Consider the following 18,038-nt stretch of genomic DNA (forward strand, 5'->3'; position numbering starts at 1 on the left):
TTGGCTGCGCCTGGACCCAGCGAGCACGCAGACAGGCCGCCCGGCCCGCTCGGGCGGCTGCGCGCACGTTTGGTCGGGATGCTCCGCGCGGTGCCGATCCGCTGGCGCATCCTGTCGATCGCGGCGCTGAACTCGGCCGTGGTCGTGGTGCTGGTGGGGCTGATCTGGAACGGCACGCAGGTGCTGGGCTCGGCCTGGGGCGACGTCCGCCAGGTGCGCGAGTCCGACCGCATCCTGGCGCTGCTCGAAAGCGAGACCGGGCGCCTGCACAATCTGATCCACCGCTACATCAACCAGCCGAGCCCGGACCTGTTCGCCGAGATCCTGCTGCTGCGCGAGGCGGTGCTGGGCACGCTGACCGACCGTGCCGCCAAGGACCCGATGCTGTCGGGCTCGGTCGAGGAGCTGGAGCGCACCACCGACCGCTTCCTCAACGGCTTCGGCGAGCTGCGCAGTGTGCAGGCGACCATCGCCAAGACCTATGAGGAGCAGGTGCAGGGCCCGGCCAGGGACATGGCCGGTCTCTATTCCATCATCGAGGGCGCCACCGGCCATCGCGACGCCCTGATCTGGCCCTCGCTCGGCAAGTCGCGCGAGGCCTTCACCGCGATGCTGGTGGCGGCCAACTCCTACTATCTGTCGCTCTCGCCCGGTGCCGCCGACGACGCGCGCCGCAACACCGAGACGATCGAGAAGACCATTCCGGTCATGATCGATCTCGCCGACAACGACCTGCAGCGCATGGCGCTGCAACGGCTCGGGACCCGCACCATGGCGCTGCGCGAGGGTTTCGCAAAGCTCTCCGAGCAGCTGACGAGCCGCACCGAATTGCTGCGCAACACCATCGACGCCAGCCAGGCCGAGGCGATCGGCGCCATCGACGACCTCTCCACGAAGATGCGCCAGCGCGAGCAGAAGGCGCAGGAGACGTTTGATCGTACCCTGGCCGATATCTCGCGGCGGGTGCTGTCGATCGCGGTGATCTTCCTCGGCATCATCCTCACCGCAGGCGTGCTGATCGCGCTGTCGATCCGCCTGCCGCTGCAGCAGATCATGACCGCGATGCGCGCGATTACGCTCGGCGACCTCGACCGCGAAGTGCAGGGCACCAAGGCACGCGACGAGGTCGGCGCCATGGCGCGCGCCGTCGAGGTGTTCCGCGAGAACGCGATCGCGAAACGCGAGACCGAGGACGAGCTGCGCGCGTCCAAGGAGAAGGCCGAGAGCGCGCTGCTCGAGCTCAACACCGCGCAGCAGAATTTGATCGACGCCGAACGGCTGGCGGCGCTCGGCGGCCTCGTCGCCGGCGTCGCGCACGAGGTCAACAACCCGATCGGCATCAGCCTGACCGTCGCTTCCAGCTTCGCCCGGCGCACCGAGATCTTCGAGGCCCAGCTCAAAGGCGACGGCGGCCTGCGCCGCTCGCAGCTGGAGGAGTTCGTGCAGTCCTCGCGCGACGCCTCGCAGCAGCTCGTCGCCAACCTCACCCGCGCCGGCGAGCTGATCCAGTCGTTCAAGCAGGTCGCGGTCGACCGCTCGCATGCCGAGCGGCGGCAGTTCTCACTCAGCGAAGCCACCGACCAGATCATCGCCAGCCTGCGTCCGGTCCTGAAGCGCTCGCCGATCACGCTCCAGGCCGACGTGCCCGAGGGGCTCCTGCTCGACGGCTATCCAGGCTCCTACGGCCAGATCCTGACCAACCTCTTCCTCAACGCCGCCAACCACGCCTTTGCCGACGGCCGCGCCGGCACGATCACGATCTCGGCGCGTCCGCGCGGGACCGACGACATCGAGATCATCTTCGCCGATGACGGGGCCGGCATGACCCCTGACGTGCAGCGCCAGGCCTTTGACCCATTCTTTACCACCCGGCGCAATGAAGGTGGTACGGGACTCGGCTTGCATATCGTCTATAACCTTGTCACCCAGCAGCTCGGCGGGCGCATGATGCTGGAATCCAAGCTGGGACAAGGCACTACTTTTCGCATTATCATGCCCCGGGTCGCCAAGGGCGGCGCGCAAAGCACAGAGACTGACGGGACTTCTCAATGGCCGAACAGGACGATGTCCTCCACCTGATCGACGATACCGGTACCGCACCGGAGGACCAGAACGCACGGAAGTGGAAGATCGCCGTCATCGACGACGATCCGGCCGTGCATGACGGCACCCGCTTCGCGCTGTCCGACTACAGCCTCAACGGCCAGGGGCTGGAGATCCTCTCCGCCCATTCCGCGGCGGAAGGTCGCAAGCTGATGGCCGCGCATGGCGACATCGCCGCCGTGCTGCTCGACGTCATCATGGAGACCGATGTCGCCGGCCTCGAGCTGGTCGAGTTCATCCGCAACGAGCTCAAGAACGAGACCGTACGTATCATCCTGCGCACGGGACAGCCCGGCCAGGCGCCGGAGCGGCGCGTGATCGTCCAGTACGACATCAACGACTACAAGGCCAAGACCGAGCTCACCGCCGACAAGCTGTTCACCTCGCTGACCGCGGCGCTGCGCTCCTATCAGCAGCTCGAGCGCATGGTGCAGACGCGGCGCGGGCTCGAGATCATCATCGACGCCGCCTCGACGCTATACGACTTCAAGTCGATGCAGCGGCTCGCCGAGGGCGTGCTGACCCAGCTCGCCTCGCTGCTCAATGTCGATTGCGCCGGCATATTGGTGCTGCGCGACAATGGCGGCGTGGACCCCGAGCTCTCCGTGCTCGCCGGCAGCGGCTGCTACAGCCGCTTCATCGGCACGACCTCGTCGAAGGCGCTCGACCCCGATCTGCGGACGATGGTGGAAGCCGCGTTCCAGGGCCGCAAGAACGAATTCGCCGACCACCGCAGCGTGATCTATCTGCGGACCGGCTCCGGCCGCGAGGTGGTGGTGCTGCTGCAGGCCGAGCGCGAGCTGTCCGAGACCGACCGCTCGCTGGTCGAGATCTTCTCCAGCCGGCTCTCGATCGCCTTCGACAACGTCATCCTCTACCAGCAGCTCCAGGACGCCAACACGCAGCTCGAGGACCGCGTCGCCCAGCGTACCCGCGCGCTGATGCAAGCCAACCGCCGCCTCTCGGCGCAATGGCTGCGACTGCAGCGCGCCAACGGCTTCAAGAACGAGATTTTGGGCACCGTCGCCCACGACCTCAAGAATCCGCTCGGCGTCATCCTCGGCCGCACCGAGATGCTGAAGGAGCTGATCTCGACCGGCGCCTCGTCCGACGGCGTGGTCGCCCAGGTCGATCACATCCGCGATGCCACGAAGCGCCTGACCACGATGGTCGATCATCTGATCTCGGACGCGATGGCCGATGCCTTCGACATCACCATCCGCCGCGAGCCGGTCGACGTCGCTGCGCTGGTGAAAGAGGTCGCCGATGCCAACCACCCGCTCGCGGTCAACAAGCAGCAGGCGATCAGCGTCACGGCGCCGCCCAACATCGTCACCATGTGCGACACCGACCGCATCCGCGAGGCGATCGACAATCTGATCAGCAACGCCATCAAATACTCACCGATCGGCGGCAAGATCATCGTCGCCGTCACCCATGAGGCCAGCGATACCGTCGTCCGCGTCAGCGACGAGGGCGCCGGCCTCTCGCCGGAGGATCTCGGCCGCCTGTTCGGCCGGTTCCAGCGGCTGTCGGCCAAACCGACCGCGGGCGAGAGCTCGACGGGGCTTGGGCTTTCCATCGTCAAGCGTATTATCGACATGCATGGCGGCGAGGTGACGGCCGAGAGCGACGGTCCCGGCAAGGGATCGACCTTCACCATCACCCTGCCCGCGACCGAGTTGCCGTGATTCGAGTACCGAGATCTGAGTGATATGACCCAAAGCCAGCACATCATGATCGTCGACGACGAGGCCCCGGCCCGGGAGATGGTCGGCGATTACCTCAAGATGCACGGCTTCACCGTGACGCTGTGCGACGGCGGCAAGAGCTTGCGCACCGCGATCGACGGCAGCATGCCCGACCTCGTTGTGCTCGACCTCAACATGCCCGAGGAAGACGGCCTCTCGATCATCCGCGACCTCAAGAGCCGCATCAACGTGCCCGTGATCATGCTGACGGCGACCGCGAGCCCGATCGACCGCGTCGTCGGTCTCGAGCTCGGCGCCGACGATTACGTGGCAAAGCCCTGCGAGCTGCGCGAGCTAATGGCGCGCATCCGCTCGGTGTTGCGGCGGAGCACGCCGGTGAAGGCGGCCGAGACCGCGCCCGCCAAATCGGACAAGGATCAATTGGTGCGCTTCGGCACCAAATGGCTCGACCTCGAAGCGCAGGCCTTGCGCGACGACGAAGGCAACGAGCACCCGCTCACCGCCTCCGAGTTCGGGCTGCTGAAAGTGTTCGCGGCCAATCCGAAGCGCGTGCTGTCGCGCGAGCGCCTGCTCGAACTGGCCAATGCGCGCGACGCCGAAGCCTTCGACCGCGCCGTGGATCTGCGCATCATGCGCATCCGCCGCAAGATCGAGCCCGACCCGACCAAGCCGGCCGTGATCCGCACCATCCGCGGCGGCGGCTATCTGTTCTCGCCCGCGGGCGAGAAGGCGTAGGGCGCGCGGCACCTACCGCTGTCGTCCCGGGCTCGCTTCGCGCCCCGGAATGACGGCATGGGTGGCGCGACCGAACGCAAAGCCCGGAATTTCGTTCCCGGCTGCCCCGGGCGCTCCCCAATCCCCACCCCCGTATTTTCCGTACATTGAAATTCCACGGCTTTTCGCCCCGAATGTTTCGTCGCGGCCTGTCCGACGAAACAATTTGGCGGCGCACGAAACCATTTTTCGCTTTTCGTGCAGACGTCCCGAAACGTTCGCTGATTAACACTTTGGTCCAAGGAAACGCCGCTCGGTTGCGGCGCTACGGGGAGCTAAGTCAATGCCGAACGTCATCGCCATCAACGCCCAAGCCAGCCAGAGCATCATTGCCGCTCAGGCGACCTCGGACGACATGCTCCTGGAGAGCATTGCGGACGGCAACCGGACGTCCATGCACATCCTCTATTGCCGGCACAATGTGCGGGTTTATCGCTTCATCTTGCGCATCGTGCGTGACGCGACCACAGCGGAAGACCTGGTCAGCCAGGTGTTCCTCGACGTGTGGCGCACGGCAGGCCAGTTCCAGGGCCGCTCGCAGGTTTCGACCTGGCTGCTCTCGATCGCACGCTTCAAAGCGCTGACCGCGATGCGCCAGCGCCGCTTCGAGGACATCGACCAGGACGACGTGCGCCAGATTCCTGACGATGCCGAGACGCCCGAGACCTCGCTCGACCGCAACGACACCAGCGCCATCCTGCGCGCCTGCGTGCAAAAACTGTCGCCCGCGCATCGCGAGATCATCAACCTCGTCTACTACCATGAGAAGTCGGTGGAGGAGGTCGGTCAGATCATCGGCATCCCGCAGAGCACGGTGAAGACCCGGATGTTCTATGCCCGCAAGCAACTGGCCGATTTGCTTAAGGGCGCCGGCGTCGACCGTTTCGCTGCCTAAGACCAAGGATTTCAATGGGATAGGACCGAGGTTTCGGCCCTGTCCCCTGACACGGAAGTGTTACCGCCGACGCAATAATTGAAACAAAGCACAACATCAGGCGGAAAAACTTCCCTCCTATAAAGCTCACATACGGTTTCGTTAAACCTCCCAAGACTTCCAACGACCCGGACGGGATGCCCCCCTCCGGGTCGTTTTGTATTTGGGGGTCGCCGAGGCCCATTCTCGCCACCCAGTGAGGCGGGCACCGCTCCATCATTCCCTCGAGGGGTACCGCATGGGGACTCCCTCGATTTGTCGTGCACGGCACGATCGCGGATGGATAGACCTTTCCCGGGGCCACCCCTCTCCCCCGTCCTCCCCCGCAAGGGGGGAGGGAGCGCGCCGGCGCTGTGGCCAACAGGGCTGCCTCGCAATGCCGCCCGGCACGCCCCACACCAGGCAGCCGCCCCTCACGAAGGCGTGACGCCACGTAACAACCCGCGCAGCCATCCCGAACTGCCCTCGTGACCTCCTTCACGAGTGCCCGATGCTCGAACTTGTCTTCGCCGTCCTTGCCGGCATCCTGACCATCGCCGCGCCCTGCACGCTGCCGATGCTGCCGATCCTGCTTGGCGCCTCGATCGGGCGGGCGGGCCACTTGCGGCCCGCGATGATCGCGCTCGGCTTCGTCGTCTCGTTCTCGGCGACCGCGCTGCTGTTGGGTGCGATCACGCGGCTGTTCGACTTCGATCCGAACGTGCTGCGCGAGGCCGCGTCGATCCTGCTGCTCGGCTTCGGCCTGTTGATGCTGTGGCCGGCGCCGTTCGAATGGCTGTCGATCCGGCTCAACGGCTGGCTCGATCTCGGCAATGCCGGCGCCGTACAGCGCGAGGGTGCGCTCGGCGGCCTCGTGCTCGGCACCACGCTCGGCCTGGTCTGGACGCCCTGCGCCGGTCCCGTGCTCGGCTCGATCCTGACGCTGGTCGCGACGTCGAAGAACGCCAGCTGGGCCGGCGTGCTGTTGATTGCCTATGCCATCGGCGCAGCGATCCCGATGCTCGCGATCGCCTATGGCGGACAGGCTGCGACCACGCGCGTGCGCAGCCTTGCGCGGATCTCGCCGCGGCTGCAGCAGGGCTTTGGTGTCGTCGTGATCGCTTTCGCGGTCGCCGCCTACTTCCAATACGACACGCTGATCGTGGCGTGGCTCACAGGATTCTATCCCACCGGCCAGATCGGCCTGTGATCATCCCTCATCTTCACCGGAGGACGCTTCCATGACTTTCAAACTGCTCGCCGTCTCCGCCGCACTGATCGGCATGGCCGTAACAGGCGCCGTCATCCCCGGCATCTGCGACGAGGCCGCGCGCGCCGCCCCTGTCGTCACCGCTGCCGCGAGCCAGCAGACCGCGCCCGACTTCACCGGCATCAACACCTGGTTCAACTCGAAACCGCTCAGCATCGCCGACCTCCGCGGCAAGGTCGTGCTGGTCGACTTCTGGACCTATGGCTGCGTCAACTGCGTCAACACGCTGCCGCACGTCACCGACCTCTACGCCAAGTACAAGGACAAGGGCCTCGTCGTGGTCGGCGTGCACACGCCGGAATTCCCGTTCGAGCGCTCCGCCGCCAATGTGCAGGCCGCGCTGAAGCGCCACGGCATCACCTATCCGGTGGCGCAGGACAATGATTCCAAGACCTGGAACGCCTACCAGAACCAGTATTGGCCGGCGCAATACATCATCGACCAGAACGGCAAGATCGTGTTCCAGCACGAGGGCGAGGGCCGCTACGACGAGATCGACCGCACCGTGGCAAAGCTGCTGAACGCCAACAGCTGAGGCCGGATCGCCGCTGCCGCCGTTGTTGCTTGACTCCACGGACCCGTCCGTGGAGTTTCCCGAGCGACGGAATCAGCGCCCGCAATGGACGACGCGACCACCAGCACCGACATTCGCCTTCGCGAAGGCGCCTCGATCGCGCAACGGCTGGTCATGTCCGGCTTTGCGGCCGCCGTGGCGCTGTGCTTCACGCCGGGCCTGTTCACGCACGACACGTTGGAAGTGATCGTCTCGGTGGCCGCGCTGCTCGTCGGAGCAGCGTTCGTCGTCGGCATCATGCTGGCGCCGGCGGTGGTGTGGATCATCACACCGAACGAGATCCTGATCGGGCAACAGCGTCCGTTCGGAAAGCTCCGGACCAGGGTCGTCGCGAAAGACGACATCAGGGGATTACAGGTTCCCGGCAGCAAGCGGGCGAAAGCCCGTTTCCAGCTGGCCTTCACGCTGGCCTCGGGGGAACGCCTGACGTCCCCGCCGATCTCCGACGTCACGCATGTTCGCGACACCGTGGCGCGGATCGCCGCACAGTTCGATGTCCCCGATGTCGAGTCACCCGTCAATCCGCTCGATGCCAGCAATCCCGAGATGCGTCTCGGCGACCCCCTCGAGGCGTTTTCCGCGCGGGACATAAGGATCGTCGCGCTGATCGCCGTCGCCTTGTCCGCCGTTCCCTACGCCTACAAGCTCTGGCGTGGATGGCCGCCCAGCCATGTCGATATCCTGCTGCTGCCGCTCGGCGCGATCGCCGCATTCGCGGTTTACCGATACGCCAACCTGGTGACCGGCGCGTTCTGGATCATCCGCGAGAGCGATATCCGCGTCGAACGCCTGTGGGGCGACGGCACGCCGCGCGCCGACCATATCGAGGGGCACGACGTGAAGACGATCACCGTCGACCGCCGCGGCCGGTCCGAGGACGAGCACTGCATCGTTACGATCCGGTTGCGCTCGGGGCGACGCTTTCGCAGCCCACGAATCGGGTCGCGGATCGAGGCCCGAGCGGTGGGTGCCGAAATCGTCCGACGGCTCGGGATCGCGGCGCAGAATAACAAGATTTAGCTCTCCCCCGCTTGCGGCGTCGCGATCGCATTTGAAGGCGATCTGACAGAGTCGCCTGCGGCCATCCTTCGAGACGCCCGCCTACGGCGGGCCCTCAGGATGAGGACGGAGTGCGCGGCGACAATTTCGACGGGCTCCGATGCGTCTTAGCCTCATCCTGAGGAGACCGCGAAGCGGTCGTCTCGAAGGACGAGGCGCGCGCTCAGACCGCCGCTAGGAACTCCTGTGCGATCGTCCTCCCCCGCAAGCGGGGGAGGGAGCGCACCACCATTGCCGCGACAATCTAGGCTTTTCGCGCCATCCCCTGTTTGTGGCATTGCCCGGCCTCGTCAAAAAACCAAAGCATTCTCGTGACATACCAGCCGGGCGTGCCATGAACTTGCCACGAAGCTGCCCCTGAGTTCAGATGGTCCGAATGATTTACGCTGTGGCAGCGGGGAGAGCTTGAAATGACGGATTATCGTCGCCTGACCGGGGCGTTCATCGCGGCGCTGGGCCTGGTCCTGACCACCTCGTACGCCTCCGCCCAGCAGCCTGACCGCGGCGACGAGCCGGGCCTGGTCGCCGACGACGCCTACCAGCTCGAGCCGGAATGGCAGAAGCAGGTCGTGTACTTCCGCACCACCGAGACGCCGGGCACCATCATCATCTCGACAGCCGAGCGCCACCTCTATCTGGTGCAGCCGGGCGGGCGCGCGATCCGCTACGGCATCGGCGTCGGCCGCGACGGCTTCCAATGGCAGGGGCTCGTGAACATCACCAACAAGAAGGAGTGGCCGGACTGGACGCCGCCGCCGGAGATGATCCAGCGCCAGCCCTATCTGCCGCGCTTCATGGCCGGCGGCCCCGGCAATCCGCTCGGTGCCCGCGCCATGTATCTCGGCACCACCGTCTACCGCATCCACGGCACCAACCGTCCTGATACGATCGGCACCAAGGTATCCTCGGGTTGCTTCCGTCTCGTCAACCATGACGTCGCCGATCTCTACGATCGCGTCCCGGTTGGCACCAAGGTGGTCATCCGACAGAAGCCCGAACTCTGATCTTCCTCGCCTTAGCGAATAGTCCTTTTCCCGATTATTTCGAGAGAGCAACATGATGCGCACTTTTCGAGGCGGCCTGCTGATCGGGCTCGCCGTTGCCGTACTGGTCGGCGCCCTGGCGGTGATCTATGAGTTCTACGATACCCGCACCCTGAAGCGCACCGTTCGCCGCGGCGAGGTGCTGTGCGGCGTCAACAAGGGCCTGCCGGGCTTCTCGATCCCCGATGACAAGGGCAACTGGACCGGATTCGACGTCGATTTCTGTCGCGCGGTGGCAGCCGCCATCTTCAACGATCCCGGCAAGGCCAAGTTCGTTCCACTCGACGCCAGCGAGCGCTTCAAGGAATTGCAGAGCCGCAAGGTGGACATCCTCTCGCGCAACTCGACCTGGAGCATGGCGCGCGAGCTCGACTACGACCTCTATTTCCCGGCGGTGGCCTATTACGACGGCGCCGGCTTCATGCTGCCGCGTTCACGCAACAAGGAGACTTCGCTGGACCTGACCGGCAGCAAGGTCTGCGTGCAGGCTGGCACGACAACGCTGCTCAACGTCGCCGACTACTTCCGTGCCAACAACATGAAGTATGAAGAGGTGAAGTTCGACAAGCTGGATGACGTGGTGAAGGCCTACGACTCCGGCAAGTGCGACACGCTGAGCGCCGACGTCTCGCAGCTCTACGCGCTGCGGCTCAATCTCTCCAAGCCCGGCGACCATATGATCCTGCCGGACATGATCTCCAAGGAGCCGCTCGCACCCGTGGTGCGCCAGCGCGACGACGACTGGATGATGATCGTGAAGTGGACGCTCTACGCGATGATCAACGCCGAGGAGCTCGGCGTGAGCTCGGAGAACATCGACGAGGCGCTGAAGTCGAAGAAGCCGGAAGTGATGCGCCTGGTCGGCACCGAGGGCAATTACGGCGAGCAGCTCGGCCTCACCAAGGACTGGGTCGTCCGCATCATCCGCAACGTCGGCAATTACGGCGAGATGTACGAGCGCAACATCGGCGAGAAGTCCAAGCTGAAGATCCCGCGCGGCATGAACCAGCTGTGGAATGCCGGCGGCGTGCAGTACGCGCCGCCGATGCGGTAATAGACTTCGGTTGCAGCCACGCTCTCAATCGTCATGCCCGGGCTAGTCCCGGGCATCTACGTTTTTGAGGCACCGCAAGAACGTGGATGGCCGGGACTAGCCCGGCCATGACGGAGCTTGGGGCAGGCGCTCTCCACACTCTCAACTGTCATCGCCCGGCTTGACCGGGCGATCCAGTATTCCGAGACGTCAATCGTATGCGGACAGGCCGCGGCGTACTGGGTCGCCCGGTCAAGCCGGGCGACGACACCGCGTGTGAGGCACGTCCTCGCGCCTCACATCCACTCGCCTCAATACCCCCGCGCCCTTGCCAGCTGCTCGGTGTGGTAGTTCGCGTCGCCGAACAGCTCCTCGCACACCCTGGCGCGCTTCATGAAGAAGCCGATGTCGAACTGGTCGGTCATGCCCATGCCGCCATGCATCTGCACGCCTTCCTGCACCGCGCGCGTGGCGGTGGTGCCGGCGCGGGCCTTGGCCACGGCGACGCTTGATGCGGCCTTGGCGACGTCGGCATCGAGCGCCTGCAGCGCCTTCATCGTGGCGGCGCGGGTGATCTCGATGTCGACATAGAGTTCGGCGGCACGGTGTTGGAGTGCCTGGAATTCGCCGATCAGCTTGCCGAACTGCTTTCTGTTCTTGAGGTACTCGACGGTGCGGTTGAAGACTTCTTCGCTCAAGCCCACCATTTCGGCGGCGACCGCGCCGCGGCCGATGTCGAGCACGCCGTCGAGCAGCGCTGCGCCCTGATCGACCTCGCCGAGCACGCTATCGGCGTTGACCTCGACATTGGCAAGCTCGATCCGTGCCGCGTTGTGCGCATCGACCATGATGGTGCGCTCGATCGCAACGCCCTTGGCCTTGGGATTGACCAGGAACAGCGTCAGCCCTTCACGCTCGCCGGCGGCGCCAGCGGTGCGCGCCGCGACGATGAAGAGGTCCGCGACGTGGCCGTCGACGACCAGCGCCTTGGCGCCGGAGAGCTTGAAGCCGTTGCCGGCGCGCACCGCCTGGAGGCTGGTCTGAAGCGGGCGATGCTTGGCGCCTTCGTCGATCGCGAGCGTCGCGAGCAGCGAGCCGTTGGAAATTTTCGGCAAAAATTCCGACTTCTGCGCAGCATTGCCGCCGCGATTCAGCGCCGAAGCCGCCACCACGCTGGTGGCAAGGAACGGCGACGGCATCAAGGTGCGGCCGATCTCTTCCATCACGACACCGGCCTCCATGAAGCCGAGGCCGCTGCCGCCGAACTCTTCCGGCACCAGGAGGCCGGCAAAGCCCATCTCGGCGAAGGAATGCCACAGCTCCTTGGAGAAGCCGGTCGGGTCCTTGTTGTCGCGCAGGGATCGCAGGTGCGACACCGGCGCCTTGTCGCTGATCAGCCCGCGCGCTGAGTCGCGGAGCATCGATTGTTCTTCGGTGAGGACGAGGGCCATGTGCGTGTTTCCGATTCGAAATCTATTTTTGGTCCGTCATTCCGGGATGGCCCGAAGGGCCAGGCCCGGAATCCATAATTACGATATCCCCATGTAGCACAGCGTTGCAACACGTTGCACTATGTATCGCAAACCCCTATGGCTATAGGCTTTTTTGACTTTTAGCCCGATCATAGCGTATCGTTTTGTATCGCGCTGTTTCACCAAAAACTTAGCTAGCTAAGATGGGGACATAGCCATGAAAGCCAAATTCACCGACAGCTTCATCCGCGCGCTCAAACCGACCGGCAAGGCCTACAGCCATGGCGATACCGAGCATCGGGGCCTGATGATCCGGGTCGCCGCAACCGGCGGCAAGACCTTCGCGATGGCCTATCACGCCAAGGCCGACCAGAAGACCCGCTTCCTTACCTTCGGCCGCTACCCGGACGTGACGCTGGCCGACGCCTTCCGCCGCCATGCCGACGCGCGCGCCGCGATCGAGAACGGCGAGGACCCGCAGGCCACCAAGGCCACGATCCGCGCGCAAAAAAAAAGTTCGCTGACGTTCGATGAGCTGGTTGCGGCTTTCTACGACAAGAGCTTGCAGCACAAGCGCACCGGCAAGGACGGCAAGCGCCGCCTGCACCGCATCGCCTTCGCCTTCGGCTGGGGCCCGCGCGATGCCGCTTCGATCACCGACGACGAGGCCCATGACTGCCTGACCCGGCTCGCCGATCGCGACTATCGCAACGAGCGCGGGCGCATCATCGGCGGCAAGGTCGAGGCCTTCGCCTGCAAGTCGCTGCTCGGCACCATGTGGAAATGGGCCAAGCGCGCCAAGCACCTCCGGACCAACATCTTCCGCGATCTCGACGTCGATGCCGCGCGGTTGCCGCGCCGTCGCAGCCGGGTGCTGACCCCGGACGAAATCCGCATTCTATGGACCGAGACCGAAAACCCGCAGGTGTTCGGCTTCACCGCCGATGCCGCCACCGCATTGCGCCTGATCCTGGCCACTTCCGCCCGGCCCGGCATGGTGACCGGCATGTTGCGCGAGGAACTGATCGATCTCGATGTGGCGCAGCCGCGCCCAGTGCTATGGGGCCGATTGCGCGAGGTCACCGCCGACGACGCCAGCAACGGCCCGATCTGGCAATTGTCGCATGAGCGCATGAAGCGCAGCGACGACGAGGATCAGGCCACCGATCCGTTCATCCTGCCGCTCAACGGCATGGCGGTGGCGCTGATCGCCGGGGCGCAGGGGCGCGGCAACGCCAAAGTGCTCGGCCCCGGCAAGCTGTCGTCGAAAACCACCACGCTACGCGGCAACGATCCGGCGGCGCTGATGCGCGCGATCTGGGCCAAGCATGGTCTGCCCTATGCCCGGCCGCACGATCTCAGGCGCACCGCCGCCACGCTGGTGCAGTCGGCGGTGCTGCCGGATCGGCCGATGAAATGGAACGTCGAGGAAGTCGGCTGGCTGCTCGGCCATCGCAACGAGAAGGGCGGCCCGGTGACGCTGGTCTATGCCCGCTACGATCACTTTGACGAAAAGCGCACGATGGCGGCGACATTGGAGCGCGAGATCAACCGCATCCTTACCGCCAAGCCCGCCATCAAGCCGACCACGGCGCGCAACGTGGCCTAAAGCGCGCCCGCAATGCCCATGGGCCCGCCCGGCATCCATCCGGGCGGGCTATTTCGTTCCGCCGCGATGGCCCCGCCAATCGGTACACGAGTCCGCCCGCGCGTTGGCGGGCGCCGGGGGCGGCTTTCCCCCCCCCGGCCGGGCCGAATAACGCACCAGTGGCCGCCCGCCGCGCCCGGCGCGGGCCTATCCGGCGCCCGGCCATGCCCCCGCCACTTGCGCGGCGACTCGATCGGGGCATACGGTCGGCGCCCATGGGTCTTCTTCCGGCAATGATCGTCATGCTGCCGATCATCGATAGCCACGCGCGGCCCACCGTGCGGCCGATCAGTGTGCCGTTGGTGCCGCAGCTTCTCGATGGGGTGAAGTACATGGAGCACGCACCGCCGCGCGAGATCAAGGACCTGCGCCGGCTGCGGCTTGAGCCGGCCAAGCCACGGGCGCCAACGATCCGGGCGATGGTCAAGCTGGCGATGCAATGCGCCGACGCCGAAGAACTCGGCCACCGCCTGCGCCAGCGCTACGAGCGGCAGCAGCGCCGCCAAGGCGCTGCCGATCGCAACGAGGACTCACAGCACGATCCCCTGTGGCGCGGCACGGGTATCGAGTGATCAGTGACCTGCGAACTCGATTCACCGTCTCCACCACCAATTCCTAGCTGCTCTTACCGCTGCGGTGATTTTCATCTGGGTTGTAGTAGCCCTTCTGCCACTGACGGCGCGCGATCAGGAAACATACATGTGGTGGCGTCAACGTTCGCGCCCTCGCTTTCTCCAACCGAGCTAGAAGCGTGTTGAATGCCAGCTCGAACTCCTCAAAAGGCTTGAGCGAGCCATACTCCGCAGTAAGGCGGAACCGATCACGCAGATTCGTGAACTCACCCGCCATCGTAGTGTACTGCTTGATCGAGGTATCGAGTTTCGCAGCTTGGAAGGTTGGCGGGATCAGTACCGCAACGAAAGAACACGTTGCCGCGAGCCATGGCAAAGAGTCCCCGACGATGTTCCATGTCGCGATTGCTCCGAGGACTACGGGCGCGGACCACGACAGTACCCTCAGCCAACGCAAGAAGCGTAACCAGATAGTGAACGTCAATGATGTGTAACCACAGTTCTGGAATTGATTGAGACATTCTTCCTTGAGGGCCGCAGCCCTCGGATCAAGAGACTGTGCGTTCAAAGGACACCTTGTGGAATTTTGTAGCCGAATATTTTCTGCCAGTCTTGGCCCGCCAGATATTGATAGTTGGCGCGTTCGTTGTCGCAGGCGCTAACCGCATTGCGATGGGCAGTTTGAGCGCGGCTCAACCAGTCAGCGCCGAGCGCGATGATCTCGCCGCCTGGCATGACGACGTAGCCATTGGCTTGGCTGATCAAATAGGCAAAGAAATCGCGCACCATCCAATCGTAGTAGAATGTACCCTCGAAGTGATATTTCCATCCGACCAGAAAGTTGGCGGCCAATCTCTCAATCATGAACGACTTGAGCGGAACATTGCAGTTGTCTTGCCAACTCTTGATCATACGGATTAGGGGACGCGAGTTGCCGTTCCAAAGTCGATCCGACAGGTCGAGGTCCTCCGCCTCCGCCGCCGCCGTTGACGTGACGTAACGACCGTCACCCTTAGAATCGCACACGATGATGCTACCATCGGTGCAGCGGAAACCGACCGCGACCTCGACCGTGACCGCATCGAATGGCACGATCACGACGTGGCGATCAGCACGCATTTCCGTCCGCGAGTTGGTTACAAGCAGCGCGTCCTTGACCTCTTGGAGCAGTTGGGACTGGCGATTTCCCACGCGCTCTCGAAAACGGTGGTAAACGGCGTCGGGGAGTAGGAATAGAACGTCAACGTCGCGGGGTGGCGAAGTTTGGGTCTGCTTGCCCCATGAGCCAATCACAACTCCATTCAATGTCTCAGAGTCATGGTCGTAGTAACGCCTGTTTAGCGATCCGACGACGTTGTTGAACTTTTTAAGTCCTGCTTCTCGTTGCTTGTCTGATACGGCGAGGTTTGACAGGAATTGCGTAAACCGTGGGGTGACGTAGTACCAGGTATGCGGCAGGGTTGGCTGCGGCGGGTTGTTGTGCCCGAGAAGCGAACTCAACGCCCCAAGACCAAGATCATGTGCGGCACCGCCGCCGGTGTAGTCAGCCAATCGCCCCTCCATCGGTTGAGGCGATCTTGACCTTTCGTGCAGAATCTCGTTTGAAGAGATTGCTACCTACACTCGGTTCATGACCCGACCCTCGGGTTAGTGAGCGACGGGGCTGCCGGCGCCAACCGGCAGCTTCCACGAATCACTCAATCGACATCGATTATGCCACGGCGCCACAACTAGGAGTGGGTCCTAGTTCTGGTTTTGTGCACTTATGCACATCGGGGGCGTCGGCTCATGACCCGCTTTCCCGTTTGAACCTTTCCAGCATCGGCAGCAAGTTCGCACTCAACGTCGCGCCGTCGCTCAACCCAATCTTGAAGCAATAGCCGACCACCTCGATTGATTTGACGTGCACACCTGGCTCGCCCTTCTCGCCCTGCCTGCCGCGCGCGCCCTTGGCGCCGAGGGTCCAGCCATCGCCGGGCAGCGGGCCGGGATTGTCGTAGCGCGCCCGCCATTCCGAGCCGTTATGCGCGACGATGTCGTGCCGGTAATATTTCGCGTCCGGATCGTGCAGTCCCATGACGCGGCCGTATGGCTCGCGGGCTTCGTCGCCGTCGTCGATGCTGTTGCCGTAGAGGTCAACAACGGTGATCATTCCTGATCGTCTCCCCGCAGCGTTGCGTTGAAGCCGATTCTCGGCGGCTCGGCCTGGCCTCTCGCGGCCAGCCGGCGCGGCGGCGGATGGCGCTCGCCATAGTTGGGCTGCAAGCGGGCGCGCGCGTCGCAGATGTAGTCACCGATATCGTCGATGAAGCGTTCGACCGCATCGCTGCGGCGCTCCGGCGAGGCATAGGCCATCGCGACGACGAGGCGCTCGATTTGCGGCCAGATGTGCGCCAGCGGCAACACGCTGAGTTCGGCCTCGGCTTTCTCCGCAAACTCGGCAAACTTGTCGCGAAGGGCTTCGATTTCGTCAGTCATGGCGATCACCACGTCACGTTGTCGATGTAAGCGACGCGGCCGGCGCGCGTCATGCACCAGCCGCAGTCCGTGATCATCCGCACCGCGATGGCGTTGGTCTGAAACAGCGAGCGCGCGGGTGCAGCGACGACGTTCGGGTCAGTGCCGGGCACAGCGCCAACAGCGCCGATCGGCAACGGCGTGGTGTCCTCCATGTGCAACAGCGCTTCGCTGCTCGACATGATCTCGGGCGTGTCGCCCTCGCCGGATGCGAAATTGGCGGCGTCGATCATGATCAGCCGTTTGCTCGGCACGGACGGCGCGGCGATGATCGCCAGTTGCGGGCCGCCATCTTCCACGGACAGCACGATGCCGCCGGTCAGCGACAGCAGCACGATCAAGGCGGAGGTCGCGCTCATGATCAGGGTCGGCGCGACGAGCGGCCCGGTGGCTTCGATCGCGGCGGCCAATGTTCTGACATCGCCGGCCAATGCGGCGAGCCCGCCGCCGGTCGTGGGCGCGCTGGCGCTGACGCCGTTCAAGATGCCGGGCGGCGCGATCGCGGTGCCGGCCGCATTGCCGAGCAGCACGCCATCGATCGCGGCCGAGGCATCGAACGCCATCACGTCCTTGATCAATTGCTCGATGTCGGGCTGCGATCTCGCCAGCATTTCGCCGGTGAATGTCGAGATCACCGCCGCCTTCTTCCGCGCGAGCGCCGCGTTGGCGATCGCGGCCTGCCGCACCGGGATCGGCTGGCCCTCGCCCACAAACGGCGGCGCCAGCGTCGGCGATGGCGAGCGCGTTGGCACCTTGATCGAGCCCCAGCCGGCCAGATCGGCGCGGATCGTGCTCGGCAATGCCGTCAATTGCGCATAGGCCGAGGCCGGTGCGACGATCTGCAAGGTGCCGAGCACGCCGGCCGTCACCAGTTCGCTCGCCCAGCCGGCCACCGTGGTTTGCGCCGGGGCCACCGCCGCCTTGAGCACCGAGCCCGGCGTGCGGATCGCCTGGGCGATGTCGCGCTGGTACGGGAACAGTTGATCGGCAACCGCTTGCGGGGACGACTTGTGCAGGGTGGCGAGCACCTTGCACATCACCGATCGCACCAGCACATCGCGCGGCGACGGGCCTCTGTCCCGCGACAAGCGGGCGGTCAGTTTCGAGACTTGCGATTGGATATCGGAAAGCTGGCGGCGCGGCTCGAATTCGGCGGTCGTGCTCATGGCTGTGCCCTCGGCGTTGTGGCCGTGCAATTCAATGCGGGCTATAGCCATGCCTCGGATCGTGGGTGTGTTGCCGGCGTCCCGGAAACCGCGATCCAACGCGCACACAGATTCTCTGCCTGATCGAGTCCGGGCGCAAGAGAGAAGCAAGATGCCCGGATCACGCCAGGAGAGCAGCACCA

General features: G+C 64.6%; 17 protein-coding genes. 11 read left to right on the forward strand and 6 right to left on the reverse strand.

Translation table 11 applies throughout. The features are described from left to right. Positions 1 to 78: 78 nt before the first annotated feature. From ACVJ5M_RS02085 to ACVJ5M_RS02125, 9 genes are all read left to right on the forward strand, one after another. Positions 79 to 2,079 (forward strand): sensor histidine kinase, encoded by a 2,001-nt coding sequence (locus ACVJ5M_RS02085; RefSeq protein WP_223154137.1) that lies wholly within the window; start codon positions 79 to 81, stop codon positions 2,077 to 2,079. Further along, entirely contained in the window at positions 2,049 to 3,794 is a 1,746-nt protein-coding gene (locus ACVJ5M_RS02090; protein WP_063979952.1) for an ATP-binding response regulator, read from the forward strand. Before ACVJ5M_RS02085 ends, ACVJ5M_RS02090 begins: the two co-directional genes overlap by 31 nt. Before the next feature lie 24 nt (positions 3,795 to 3,818). Continuing rightward, positions 3,819 to 4,550 (forward strand): response regulator, encoded by a 732-nt coding sequence (locus ACVJ5M_RS02095; protein ID WP_028151984.1) that lies wholly within the window; start codon positions 3,819 to 3,821, stop codon positions 4,548 to 4,550. Between the two features lie 322 nt (positions 4,551 to 4,872). Further along, on the forward strand, positions 4,873 to 5,484 hold the full coding sequence (locus ACVJ5M_RS02100; RefSeq protein WP_028151983.1) for a sigma-70 family RNA polymerase sigma factor: 612 nt from the start codon (positions 4,873 to 4,875) through the stop codon (positions 5,482 to 5,484). Between the two features lie 529 nt (positions 5,485 to 6,013). Beyond that, entirely contained in the window at positions 6,014 to 6,712 is a 699-nt protein-coding gene (locus tag ACVJ5M_RS02105) for a cytochrome c biogenesis CcdA family protein (protein ID WP_063979953.1), read from the forward strand. Between the two features lie 31 nt (positions 6,713 to 6,743). After that, positions 6,744 to 7,307 (forward strand): thioredoxin family protein, encoded by a 564-nt coding sequence (locus ACVJ5M_RS02110; protein ID WP_283017826.1) that lies wholly within the window; start codon positions 6,744 to 6,746, stop codon positions 7,305 to 7,307. 84 nt (positions 7,308 to 7,391) lie between these two features. Further along, on the forward strand, positions 7,392 to 8,366 hold the full coding sequence (locus tag ACVJ5M_RS02115) for a hypothetical protein (RefSeq protein WP_063979955.1): 975 nt from the start codon (positions 7,392 to 7,394) through the stop codon (positions 8,364 to 8,366). Positions 8,367 to 8,815: 449 nt separating this feature from the next. Then, a complete protein-coding gene (locus ACVJ5M_RS02120) occupies positions 8,816 to 9,409 on the forward strand; it encodes a L,D-transpeptidase (protein WP_028151979.1) in 594 nt (197 codons plus the stop codon). Between the two features lie 55 nt (positions 9,410 to 9,464). Next, a complete protein-coding gene (locus ACVJ5M_RS02125) occupies positions 9,465 to 10,502 on the forward strand; it encodes an amino acid ABC transporter substrate-binding protein (protein ID WP_063985936.1) in 1,038 nt (345 codons plus the stop codon). 290 nt (positions 10,503 to 10,792) lie between these two features. On the opposite strand, the gene ACVJ5M_RS02130 is transcribed toward ACVJ5M_RS02125, so the two are convergent. Next, positions 10,793 to 11,932 carry an acyl-CoA dehydrogenase family protein gene (locus ACVJ5M_RS02130; protein WP_063979956.1) on the reverse strand — a complete coding sequence of 380 codons (1,140 nt, stop codon included), beginning with the start codon at positions 11,930 to 11,932 and terminating at the stop codon, positions 10,793 to 10,795. A gap of 238 nt (positions 11,933 to 12,170) precedes the next feature. Between ACVJ5M_RS02130 and ACVJ5M_RS02135 the strand changes: the two genes are divergently transcribed. Continuing rightward, on the forward strand, positions 12,171 to 13,562 hold the full coding sequence (locus ACVJ5M_RS02135; RefSeq protein ID WP_456679236.1) for a tyrosine-type recombinase/integrase: 1,392 nt from the start codon (positions 12,171 to 12,173) through the stop codon (positions 13,560 to 13,562). Between the two features lie 272 nt (positions 13,563 to 13,834). Beyond that, positions 13,835 to 14,173, forward strand: a complete 339-nt coding sequence (locus ACVJ5M_RS02140) for a hypothetical protein (protein WP_456679237.1) — start codon at positions 13,835 to 13,837, stop codon at positions 14,171 to 14,173. A gap of 43 nt (positions 14,174 to 14,216) precedes the next feature. Here the strand turns inward: ACVJ5M_RS02140 and ACVJ5M_RS02145 are convergent, their stop codons facing one another. The 5 genes from ACVJ5M_RS02145 to ACVJ5M_RS02165 all read right to left on the reverse strand — a co-directional run bounded on the left by ACVJ5M_RS02145 (position 14,217) and on the right by ACVJ5M_RS02165 (position 17,856). Continuing rightward, the gene (locus tag ACVJ5M_RS02145) at positions 14,217 to 14,741 is read right to left on the reverse strand and encodes a hypothetical protein (RefSeq protein WP_456679238.1); all 525 of its coding nucleotides are present in this window, start codon (positions 14,739 to 14,741) and stop codon (positions 14,217 to 14,219) included. Further along, a complete protein-coding gene (locus ACVJ5M_RS02150; protein ID WP_456679239.1) occupies positions 14,738 to 15,724 on the reverse strand; it encodes an SMODS domain-containing nucleotidyltransferase in 987 nt (328 codons plus the stop codon). The genes ACVJ5M_RS02145 and ACVJ5M_RS02150 overlap by 4 nt, the downstream gene beginning before the upstream one ends. Positions 15,725 to 15,959: 235 nt before the next feature. Then, positions 15,960 to 16,325, reverse strand: coding sequence for a hypothetical protein (locus ACVJ5M_RS02155; protein ID WP_456679240.1), 366 nt, complete (start codon positions 16,323 to 16,325; stop codon positions 15,960 to 15,962). Beyond that, the gene (locus ACVJ5M_RS02160) at positions 16,322 to 16,663 is read right to left on the reverse strand and encodes a hypothetical protein (protein WP_456679241.1); all 342 of its coding nucleotides are present in this window, start codon (positions 16,661 to 16,663) and stop codon (positions 16,322 to 16,324) included. The genes ACVJ5M_RS02155 and ACVJ5M_RS02160 overlap by 4 nt, the downstream gene beginning before the upstream one ends. Further along, positions 16,657 to 17,856: a phage major capsid family protein gene (locus tag ACVJ5M_RS02165; RefSeq protein WP_456679242.1), complete on the reverse strand. Its 1,200-nt coding sequence runs from the start codon at positions 17,854 to 17,856 to the stop codon at positions 16,657 to 16,659. The genes ACVJ5M_RS02160 and ACVJ5M_RS02165 overlap by 7 nt, the downstream gene beginning before the upstream one ends. Positions 17,857 to 18,038: the final 182 nt, after the last annotated feature.

Source organism: Bradyrhizobium sp. S3.7.6, from assembly GCF_054061875.1.